Below are 10,331 nucleotides of genomic sequence, written 5' to 3' on the forward strand. Positions count from 1 at the left end.
GTCAGCAGGCGCCGCTAGCTCAGTTGGTTAGAGCAGCTGACTCTTAATCAGCGGGTCCGGGGTTCGAGTCCCTGGCGGCGCACAGACAGCCGGAAGGCCCTTCGCGAAAGCGGGGGGCCTTCCGGCGTTCTGCCGTACGCCCGCAGGGCGTGGCAGGAAAGGTGGGAAACAGGTCATTGCTGCCATCACGACCCGCTGACAGGCTGGCAGCATGAGAGCGCGCAGCGTGGTCATCGTCCTCTTCGAGGGCGTGCAGAGCCTCGATGTGACCGGGCCCCTGGAGGTGTTCGCGGGGGCGGCCAACGCCTCCGGCCGGCCGGAGGCGTACCGGGTGGCCACCGCCTCCCCCGGCGGCGGCCCGGTGCGCACCCACAGTGGCCTGCGACTGCTGCCGGACGCGGACCTGGCCGAGGTCGGGCCGGTGCACACCCTGCTGGTTCCCGGCGGGAAGGGCACCGAGCACCCGGACCCGGCGCTGGTGGCGCGGATCCGGGAGCTGGCCGGACGGGCCGAGCGGGTGGTGTCGGTGTGCACCGGGGCCTTCCTGCTCGCCGAGGCCGGACTGCTGGCCGGGCGCCGGGCGACCACCCACTGGGCCTACTGCGAGGAGCTGGGCCGGCGGTTCCCGGACGTCGAGGTGCACCCGGACCCGATCCACGTCCGGGACGGGCACATCGCCACCTCGGCCGGGGTCACCGCCGGGATCGACCTGGCGCTCGCCCTGGTCGAGGAGGACCTCGGACGGGACACCGCGCTGCTGGTCGCCCGGCACCTGGTGGTCTTCCTGCGCCGGCCGGGCAACCAAGCCCAGTTCAGCACCCAGCTGGCCGCCCAGGTGGCGGCCCGGCAACCGCTGCGCGAGGTGCAGCGGTGGATCGCCGAGCACCCGGAGGCCGACCTGTCCGTCGAGGCGCTGGCCGACCGGTCGGCACTGTCGCCGCGGCACTTCGCCCGTGCCTTCGCCGCCGAGGTGGGGGTGACCCCGGGCCGGTACGTGGACGGGGTCCGGCTGGAGGCCGCACGGCGGCTGTTGGAGGACACCGACGACGGCGTCGAGGAGATCGCGCGCTCCTGCGGCTACGGCACCCCGGAGGCGATGCGGCGCGCCTTCGTCCGGGCCCTGGCCGCCCCGCCCGCCGAGTACCGACGCCGCTTCCGACCCAGTACCGATGGAGGTCACTGATGCGCATCGCCATCCTGCTCTACCCCGAGTTCACCACCCTGGACGCGGTCGGCCCGTACGAGGTGCTGGCCCGGATCCCGGGCGCCGAGGTCGTGTTCACCGCCGCCGAGCGGGGGCCGGTGCGCAACGACCTCGGCAGCCTGGCGATCACCGCGGACGCCACCCTGGACGAGGTGGACTCGGCCGACCTGCTGCTGGTGCCCGGCGGGCCCGGCACGCAGGCCCAGCTCGCGAACGAGGCGCTGCTCGACTGGCTGCGCCGGGTGGATGCGACCACCACCTGGACCGCCTCGGTCTGCTCGGGCTCGCTGCTGCTGGGCGCCGCCGGGCTGCTCAAGGGCCGTCGGGCCACCACGCACTGGGGCGTTCTGGACCGGCTGCCCGCGTACGGGGCGGAACCGACCGGGACGGAGCGGGTCGTCATCGACGGCAAGTACGCCATCGCCGCCGGGGTCTCGGCCGGGATCGACCTCGCCCTGACGCTGGCCGGCGTGATCAGCGGGGACACGACCGCGCAGGCGATCCAGCTGCTGATCGAGTACGACCCGCAGCCGCCGTACGCCTCGGGTTCCATGGCGAAGGCGTCTCCCGAGGTGGTCGAGGCGGTGAACCGGCTGATGGCGGGCTAGGTCCTCGGTCCCGCGCCTGCGGGCCGGCGCCGGGGCACTGCGTCAGCGCCGGGACGGGAAGGCGTGGCGGCGGGCGGCGGTGGTCACGGCGAGGACGGGGAGCATCAGCGCGAGCACCGTCCAGGGCAGGGCGCCGGTCCCCAGTCCGCTCAGGACCAGGCCTCCGACCACGCCGCCGCCCGCCATCGCGGCGTTCCACAGGGTCACCAGTACGGCCTGGGCGGCGTCCGCCCGCTCCCCGCCCGCGTCGCCCAGGGCGGTCTGGAGCAGGGTCGGGGCGCCGCCCCAGCCCAGGCCCCAGAACAGCGCCGCGACGTACACCAGCGGCGTGCTGCCGGACCACACCGCGAGGACGGCCGCCGTCAGGGCGACCATCAGCGCGCCGCCGATCGTCAACTGCCGCAGCCGGCGGTGGATGTGGGCGCCGATCAGCCAGACGGCCGGCAGCGAGGCCAGCCCGAAGACCAGCAGTACGGTGCCGGTGGCGTCGCCGAGGCCGGCCTGGTCCAGGAAGGGCGCGATGTAGGTGAACAGGATGGTGTGCGCGAGCACGTAGAGCACCGTCACGGTGAGCACCGGCCGTACGCCGGGCACGGTGATCGCGTGCCGGACCGGCACCCGCTCGCCGGCCGGTTGTCCGGGCTGCTCCGGCAACAGCGCCGCGATCCAGCCGATCACGCCGACCGCCAGTGCCGTCATGGCCAGGAAGGGCACCCACCAGGCGAGCACCTGCCCGAGGAAGGTGCCGACCGGCACTCCCAGCGACAGCGCCACCGGCACGCCCGCCATCGCCACGGCCATGGCCCGGCCCTGCTGCCGGACCGGCACCAGCCGGCGCGCGTACCCCGCCAGCAGGGCCCAGGCGAGGCCGGCCGCGACGCCCGCGAGGAAGCGGGCGGCCAGCGTGAGCGGGTAGCTGGTGGAGGCCGCGGTGACGGTGTTGGCCACCGCGAAGCCCGCCATCGCGGTGAGCAGCAGCCGCTTGCGGCCCCAGCCGGCGGTGGCCCCGGTGAGCGGGATCGCGGTGACGGCGGAGCCGATCGCGTAGACGGTGACGGTCTGCCCGGCCGCGGACTCGCTGACCCCGAGCGCCTCGCTCATCCCGGGCAGCACGCCGGCGGGCAGGTTCTCGGTGAGGCCGGTGACGAAGACGGCGGTGGCCAGGGCCAGCAGGGCGGGGAGCGGAAAGGGCTTGTGGGACACCGGGGTCGTGCGCTGTGTGGTCGCCATGGGGACCATGCTTGGACCTCACACCGGTGTCAGGTTCAAGCATGGCCCCGAAGGCCGTCAGGTCAGCGGCCGAAGTAGCCGGTGAAGTTCCTGGAGAACTCCTGGCCGCCGAACCGGTCCCAGTTGATCGACCAGGTCATCAGCCCGCGAAGGTTCGGCTGCGCGCCCGAACGCGGCACGTAGGAACCGCAGTTGGCCAGCCTGGTGAGGCAGTCGAGCGCCTTGTTCACCTCGGCCGGGGCGACGTAGCCGTTGCCCGCGCTGGTGGTGGCCGGCATGCCGATGGCGACCTTGGAGGCGGGCAGCGCCGGGAACACGTTGTTCGCGTTGCCCGCCACCGGGAAGCCCTTGAGCAGCATGTCGGTCATCGCGACGTGGAAGTCGGCGCCGCCCATCGAGTGGTACTGGTTGTCCAGGCCCATGATGGAGCCGGAGTTGTAGTCCTGGACGTGCAGCAGGGTGAGGTCGTCGCGCAGCGCGTGGATGACCGGCAGGTACGCCCCGGCGCGCGGGTCCTGGCCGCCCCAGGGGCCCGATCCGTAGTACTGGTAGCCGAGTTGGACGAAGAAGGTCTCCGGCGCCATGGTCAGCACGAAGCCCGGGCCGTACTTGGCCTTGAGGGTCTTCAGTGCGGAGATCAGGTTGACGATGACCGGGCTGGTCGGGTTCCTGAAGTCGGTGTCACCGGTGTCGAGGGAGAGCGAGTGCCCCTCGAAGTCGATGTCCAGGCCGTCCAGGCCCCACGTGTCGATGATCGCCGAGACCGAGCGGGCGAAGGCGTCCCGGGCGGCGGTGCCGGTCAGCTGGACCTGGCCGTTCTGGCCGCCGATCGAGATCAGCACCTTCTTGCCCTGGGCCCGCTTGGCGGCGATGGCGGCCTTGAACTCGTCGTCCGACTCGACGCTCGGGCACTCGGTGGCCGGGCAGCGGTTGAAGCGGATGTCGCCGGAGGTGACGGACGTGGGCTCGCCGAAGGAGAGGTTGATGAAGTCCCAGGAGTTCGGGACGTCGGCCATCCGGGTGTAGCCGGCGCCGTTGGCGAAGCTCGCGTGCAGGTAGCCGACCAGGGCGTGGCTGCCGGCCGGCGGGTTGGTGGGCGTCCCGGTGGGCGTGCCCGTCGGGGTGCCGGTGGGCGTCCCGGTGGGCGTACCCGTCGGGGTCGCGGTCGGCGAAGCGGTGACGGTGGGAGTGGAAGTCGGAGTGGGGCTGGGGGCGCCCGGACCGTCCAGCGAGATGTCGTCCGCGTAGTAGGTGCCCTGGCCGTACCAGCCGTGGGTGTAGACGGTGGCGCTGGTCTGGTTGGCGCCGGTGGTGAAGCCGAGGCTGAGCTTCTGGTACGAGCCGCCGGTGCCCGGCGTCCAGGTGCTCGGGCCGCCGCCGTCCACGCCCAGGTAGACGTACGAGCCGTTGACGAAGGCGCTGAGCGTGTAGGTGGTGTTCGGGGCGACGGTGACGGTCTGGCTGCACTGGGCGGTGTCGCCGGCCGTGGCGGCCGCGGCGAGCGCGCGGCTGCCGCTGTGCACCGGGCTGGTGACGACGCTGCCGGAGTTGCCGGTGCAGCTCCAGGGGCCGAGCGAGCCGGACTCGAAGCCGCCGTTGGCCAGGAACTCACCGGCCGAGGCGGCGGGTGCCAGGCCCAGCGCGAGGCCGGCCAGGGCGGCCGCGGCGACGGCGGAGGCGGTACCGGCGGCGACGGCCGCGCGGCGGCCCGTGACCGGAGTTCTGGGGGCGGGTGTTCTGCGCATGCGGGCGCTCCTGCGATGGCGCGGTCGTGGGGGACGTCCGAGGGCACGCCGGAGCACGCGCCGGTGGGGGGAACGGCCCGGCCTGGCACCCAAGTTGGACTAGACCACTGAAGTAGATTCGGCCGTGCGGTGTCAATGGTCCAGACCGGTTCCCCGCCGCTCCGGTTGCCGGGTGTGACACCCCGCCGAAGGATGGAGGGGTGACCCCGCCCGGCTACCTCCGCCACCCCCACCTGCACGGCGGCCTGCTCACCTTCACCGCCGAGGACGACGTCTGGGTCGCCCCGCTGGACGCCGACGGCACCGGCACCGGCCGGGCCTGGCGGGTCGGCTGCGACCGCACCCGGGTCAGCCACCCCCGCTTCTCCCCCGATGGCACCACCCTCGCCTGGACCAGCTGGCTCGCCGCGACCCCCGAGGTGTGGACCGCCCCGGTCGAGGGCGGCCAGGCGAGCCGGCTCAGCTTCTGGGGCAGCCAGGACACCCGGGTGCGCGGCTGGCTGCCGGACGGCGAGGTGCTGGCCGTCACCTCGTACCACGAGCCCTTCAGCCACTACACCTGGGCGCACGCCCTGCCGCCGGACGGCTCCCCCGGCCGCCGGATGCCCTGGGGGCCCGTCGGCGACGCCCAGATGAGCCGCGAGCGGACCGTACTGCTCACCGGCGCCGCCCCGCACGAACCGGCCGCCTGGAAGCGCTACCGGGGCGGCGCCACCGGCCGGCTCTGGGTGGACGGCGAGCGGATCCTGCCCGAGCACACCGGGCACCTCGCCTCACCGATGCCGGTCGCCGGACGGATCGCCTTCCTCTCGGACCACGAGGGCATCGGCAACGTCTACTCCTGCCGCCCGGACGGCACCGACCTGCGCCGGCACACCGACCACGCCTCCTACTACGCCCGCGAGGCCGCCACCGACGGCACCCGGATCGTCTACCAGCACGCCGGCGACCTCTGGCTGCTGGACGGCCTGGACGCCCCCGCCCCGCGCCGGCTGTGCGTCCCGCTCGGCGGCGCCCGGGCCGGCCGCCGCCCGTACCAGGTCAACGCCGCCACCCAGGTCAAGGACCTCGCCTGCGACCGGACCGGCCGGGCCGGAGTGATCACCGTGCGCGGCAGCCAGTACTGGCTCACCCACAAGGACGGCCCGGCCCGCGCGCTCGCCGACACCCCGGGGGTGCGCACCCGGCTGCCGGTGGTGCTCGGCCACACCGGCGAGGCGGCCTGGATCACCGACGCCGAGGGCGCCGACGCGATCGAGGTGATGCCGCTGCCCGGCCACGCCGGACTGCCGGGCCACGCCGGGTCGCAGACGCACCGCCACCGGGTGCTCGCCGTCGGGCGGATCGGCCGCGTCCTGGAGCTCACCGCCTCACCCGACGGCAGCCGCCTCGCCGCCGCCGCCTCGGACGGACGGCTGCTGCTGGTCTCCGCCGCCGACGGCGAGGTGCGCGAACTGGCCGCCTCCGGCTACGGACCGGTCTCCAGCGCCCGCTTCTCCCCCGACTCGCACTGGATCACCTGGTCCGAGCCGGTCGCCGGGCGCTCGCTGCGCCGCATCCGGCTCACCCGCACCGACGTGCCCGCGCCGACCGTCGACATCACCGACGGCCGGTTCGAGGACGAGCAGCCGGTGTTCACCCGGGACGGCCGCTACCTGGCCTTCCTGTCCTGGCGCGGCTTCGACCCGGTCCACGACGTGCACACCGGTGACCTCTCCTTCCCGCTCGGCTGCCGCCCGTACCTCGTCCCGCTCGCCGCCGGCACCCCCTCGCCGTTCGCCGCCCCGGCCGAGGACGGCGCCCCGCACGGCGACGGCGACGGCACCGTCCGGGTCGACCCGGACGGCATCGGCGAGCGGCTGCTCCAGTTCCCGGTGATCGCCTCCAAGTACTCGGCCACCGACGCGGTGCGCGGCGGCCTGGTCTGGCTGCGCTGGCCGATCTCCGGAACCCTCGGTCAGACCTTCGCCAGCCCGGAGGACACCTCGGGGCGCCCCTCACTGGAGCACTTCGACCTGGCCCGGGGCACCCGCAGCACGCTGGTCGACAAGCTGGACGGCTACGCGGTCTCCGGGGACGGCGGCTCGATCGCGGTCTACTCGGCCGGGATGCTGCGGGTCGTCCCGGTCGCCGCCCCCGCCGCCGGCACCACCGTCGACCTGCGCCGGATCACCCACACCGTGCACCCGGCCGCCGAGTGGCGCCAGGCCTACCACGAGGCCGCCCGGATCGTCCGGGACCAGTTCTGGGACGAGCGGATGTCCGGACTGGACTGGCCCGCGCTGGTCGCCCAGTACGAGCCGCTGCTGGACCGGGTCTGCTCCCCCGACGACTTCGCCGACCTGCTGCGCGAACTCCTCGGCGAACTCGGCACCTCGCACGCCTACGTCACCCCCTCCCGGCGCGCCGAGGGCCCCACGCTCGCCCAACAGCCGCTCGGCCTGCTCGGCGCCACCGTCCACCGCTCCCCCGACGGCCGCTGGCTGGTCCAGCGGGTACTGCCCGGCGAGACCTCCGACCCGCGTGCCCGCGCCCCGCTGGCCGCCCAGGGCGTCCGGGAGGGCGACGAGTTCCTGGAGATCGGCGGCCGCCCGGTGGACCCGCTGCGCGGACCGCTCCCGATGCTCGCCGGCACCGGCGGCACCGGCGGCACCACCCTGGAACTGGCCCTGCGCAGCGACCCGGACGGCCCGGTGCGGCGGATCGTGATCACCCCGCTGATCGACGAGCGGCCCATCCGCTACCAGGACTGGGTGACCAAACGACGCGCCCTGGTCCGGGAGTTCAGCGACGGGCGGTGCGGCTACCTGCACATCCCGGACCTCGGCGGCTCCGGCTGGGCGCAGTTCAACCGGGACCTGCGGCGCGAGCTGGACAAGCCCGCGCTGGTGCTGGACGTGCGCGGCAACGCCGGCGGCAACGTCTCCGAACTGGTGTTGGAGAAGCTCTCCCGGCACGTCCTGGCCTGGGACTTCAGCCGGGGCCGCCGGCCGGTGCGCTGGCCCCGGCACGCGCCGCGCGGACCACTGGTGGCGCTGGCCGACGAGGCCACCAGCTCGGACGGCGACGTGATCATCGCGGCGATCGAGCTGCTCGGGCTCGGCCCGGTGATCGGCACCCGCACCTGGGGCGGGGTGGTCGGGATGACCGGGCGGCACACCCTCGGCGACGGCACCCAGATCTCGGTGCCGAAGAACGCCTCCTGGTTCGGCGGCGGGCTCGGCTGGTCCGTGGAGAACCGGGGCGTCGAGCCGGACGTGCACATCCTGCGCGCCCCCCGCGACTGGGCCCGGGGGCGCCACCCGGAGCTGGTCGCCGCCGTCCAGCTGGCCCTGGAGCTGCTGGAGGACGCGCCCGCCGCGGAGCCCCCGCCGGAGTCCACGCCCCGGCCGGACCTGCGGCGCCCGCCGCTGCCGCCGCGGGCGCGGTGACGGCCGCTACCGGACCGGTGGGGCCTCAGTCCCAGGGGTCGCCTTCGGCCGTCATGTTCTCGGCGGCGCGCCGGTCGGCCTCCTCCTGGGCGAGCCGCTCCTGGGTCTCCCGGGTGCGCTCGACCTCGTCACCGTACGCGTCGGCGGCCTCGTCGTGGGCGAGGGCCGCACGCTGGGCGGCCTCCTGCCCGGCGGGCTCGTGCGGCGGCCGGTGGAACAACCTGTCGAAGATGCCCATGACTCCTCCAGAGGGGATGGACGGAATGTCGGAATACCGGGCTGCCCCCACTCTCACACCGCGTGTCGACGGACGCACCTTGAGCCTTTGGTCCCTGGTGACCGCGCCCAACGGCCGTAGCCGCAGGCCGTCGGCCGGGCGGAGGGTGGGACCGTCGGCGACATCCACGCCACCCCCTGGAGCCCGCAGTGACCGTCGTACATCCCGGAAGCCCCGCCCGGCGCACCGCCGAGGACCTGCACGACGGACCGCGCCGCCGGGTCGGCCCGCTCGCCGCGCTGGACGGCCGGCTGCCCGGCCCGCACGACCTGCTGCTGATGCAGTGCCCCAGCTCGCTGCGGCCCCTCGCGGGCGGCCGGCTGCCGGACTGGGCGCGGGCGGTGCTGCGGGTACACCCCTGGGTGACGGTCGGCCGGGCGCCCGCCGTGGTCGGCAACCCGGTCGACCTGCCGCATCCGCAGCGCTGCACCCGGGACCCCGAGGCGGCACCCGAGCTGTGGTTCCCGGTCACCGTGCGCGGCCCGCGCCCCGGACTGCGGCTGGACGCCCTCGCCCCGTGGGCGGCGGTGGCCCGGACCCTGCGCCCCGAACAGCTCCCCGAACGACGCGAGCACCTGGCCCCCGAACGGCTGGCCGGCATCCCGGCCCTGGCCCTGCTGCCCGAGGTCGGCCGACTGGTGGCCGACCACCGACTGCCCTGGGGCCCGATCGGCGCGGTCGGCTACGAGCTGGGCAGCGGGGTACCGGTCACCGGTCCGCTCAGCCCGCTGCGGCTGGTCCTGCGTTCCCCGCAGCCGGTCAGCCGCCGCGACGCCCTGCAACTGCGGCGGGCGCTGACCAAGCTGCCGGTACCCGTACAGGCCGAACTGGAGACCCGCCACGGCTCGGTCCAGCTCGCCGAGTACGCCTCCGGCGCCCACAGCCTCACCCTTCTCACCCCGAACGGCCCACGGGAAGTCCACGACCCGTGGTTCCCGCGGGGCCCGTTCGCCTGACGGGCGGCCTCACGGGATGCCGGTCGGAACGGCTGGACGGGCGGTGACGCCCGTGCGACCCGGGTGAACGGTCGCGCGGCGGCCACAGCGCCGGGGCCGATTCCCGACACCCCTCGGAAAAAAATCCGCGGGCCGATGTCAATCCGGCCGCGTCCGCTCCGACGTCCTGGCGTGCGGCGCCCCGCCGCACGAGGACGCAACCGGAGATTCAGCCATGGATCAACTGCTCAGAGTCATGAATTTCAACGTCTCCAGCGACGGCATCGGTGCCGGTGAGGACCAGAGTTTCGAGCTCCCGTTCGGCCTCGACCGGCCCGAGCGGCTGTTCTCCTGGGCCGGGGCCACGGCGAGCTGGCCGATGCGCACCGATCCCGGGGGCAGCCGGGGCCTGGACGACTACTTCACCCGGGACTTCGCTCGCAACATCGGCGCCGAGATCATGGGCCGCAACAAGTTCGGGCCCCAGCGCGGGCCCTGGCAGGACCACGAGTGGCGCGGCTGGTGGGGGAACGAGCCCCCGTTCCGCACCCCCGTGTTCGTCATGACCCACCACGAGCGCCCGTCGTTCACGCTCTCCGACACCACGTTCCACTTCGTCGACGGCGACCCGGCCACGGTCCTCGAACGGGCGCGGGAAGCCGCCGACGGCAAGGACGTGCGACTCGGCGGCGGGGTCACCACCGTCCGGCAGTTCCTCGACGCCGACCTCGTGGACACCCTGCACGTGGTGGTCTCACCGGTGAAGCTCGGGTCCGGACTGAAGCTCTGGGATTCCCCCGACGAGCTGCTCGACCGGTTCCACCTGGAGGTCGTGCCCAGCCCGAGCGGCGTGGCGCACCACCTGTTCTGGCGACGGTGACGCAGGGCCCCACCACCCGGC

General features: G+C 74.4%; 8 protein-coding genes and 1 tRNA gene. 6 read left to right on the plus strand and 3 right to left on the minus strand.

Annotation, left to right across the window (positions count from 1 at the left end):
- The first annotated feature begins 8 nt into the window (after positions 1–8).
- The 3 genes from ACFU7Y_RS31175 to ACFU7Y_RS31185 all read left to right on the plus strand — a co-directional run bounded on the left by ACFU7Y_RS31175 (position 9) and on the right by ACFU7Y_RS31185 (position 1,812).
- A tRNA-Lys gene (locus ACFU7Y_RS31175) sits at positions 9–82 on the plus strand.
- A gap of 129 nt (positions 83–211) precedes the next feature.
- A complete protein-coding gene (locus ACFU7Y_RS31180) occupies positions 212–1,183 on the plus strand; it encodes a GlxA family transcriptional regulator (protein WP_380770399.1) in 972 nt (323 codons plus the stop codon).
- Positions 1,183–1,812 carry a DJ-1/PfpI family protein gene (locus ACFU7Y_RS31185; RefSeq protein ID WP_380770400.1) on the plus strand — a complete coding sequence of 210 codons (630 nt, stop codon included), beginning with the start codon at positions 1,183–1,185 and terminating at the stop codon, positions 1,810–1,812. The genes ACFU7Y_RS31180 and ACFU7Y_RS31185 overlap by 1 nt, the downstream gene beginning before the upstream one ends.
- Positions 1,813–1,854: 42 nt before the next feature.
- Here the strand turns inward: ACFU7Y_RS31185 and ACFU7Y_RS31190 are convergent, their stop codons facing one another.
- Entirely contained in the window at positions 1,855–3,042 is a 1,188-nt protein-coding gene (locus ACFU7Y_RS31190; RefSeq protein WP_380770401.1) for an MFS transporter, read from the minus strand.
- 62 nt (positions 3,043–3,104) lie between these two features.
- Positions 3,105–4,787 carry a chitinase gene (locus tag ACFU7Y_RS31195; protein WP_380770402.1) on the minus strand — a complete coding sequence of 561 codons (1,683 nt, stop codon included), beginning with the start codon at positions 4,785–4,787 and terminating at the stop codon, positions 3,105–3,107.
- A 200-nt stretch (positions 4,788–4,987) separates the two neighbouring features.
- On the opposite strand from ACFU7Y_RS31195, the gene ACFU7Y_RS31200 reads away from it, so the two are divergent.
- Positions 4,988–8,218 carry a S41 family peptidase gene (locus tag ACFU7Y_RS31200; RefSeq protein WP_380770403.1) on the plus strand — a complete coding sequence of 1,077 codons (3,231 nt, stop codon included), beginning with the start codon at positions 4,988–4,990 and terminating at the stop codon, positions 8,216–8,218.
- A 25-nt stretch (positions 8,219–8,243) separates the two neighbouring features.
- On the opposite strand, the gene ACFU7Y_RS31205 is transcribed toward ACFU7Y_RS31200, so the two are convergent.
- Positions 8,244–8,456: a hypothetical protein gene (locus ACFU7Y_RS31205; RefSeq protein WP_224283364.1), complete on the minus strand. Its 213-nt coding sequence runs from the start codon at positions 8,454–8,456 to the stop codon at positions 8,244–8,246.
- 188 nt (positions 8,457–8,644) lie between these two features.
- Between ACFU7Y_RS31205 and ACFU7Y_RS31210 the strand changes: the two genes are divergently transcribed.
- Both ACFU7Y_RS31210 and ACFU7Y_RS31215 read left to right on the plus strand, forming a co-directional pair.
- Positions 8,645–9,451 (plus strand): phosphoribosyl-dephospho-CoA transferase MdcG domain-containing protein, encoded by an 807-nt coding sequence (locus tag ACFU7Y_RS31210; RefSeq protein ID WP_224283363.1) that lies wholly within the window; start codon positions 8,645–8,647, stop codon positions 9,449–9,451.
- A gap of 214 nt (positions 9,452–9,665) precedes the next feature.
- The gene (locus tag ACFU7Y_RS31215; protein WP_224283362.1) at positions 9,666–10,310 is read left to right on the plus strand and encodes a dihydrofolate reductase family protein; all 645 of its coding nucleotides are present in this window, start codon (positions 9,666–9,668) and stop codon (positions 10,308–10,310) included.
- The last annotated feature ends 21 nt before the right edge of the window (positions 10,311–10,331 follow it).

This window comes from Kitasatospora sp. NPDC057542 (genome assembly GCF_042801945.1).
Taxonomy (GTDB): domain Bacteria; phylum Actinomycetota; class Actinomycetes; order Streptomycetales; family Streptomycetaceae; genus Kitasatospora.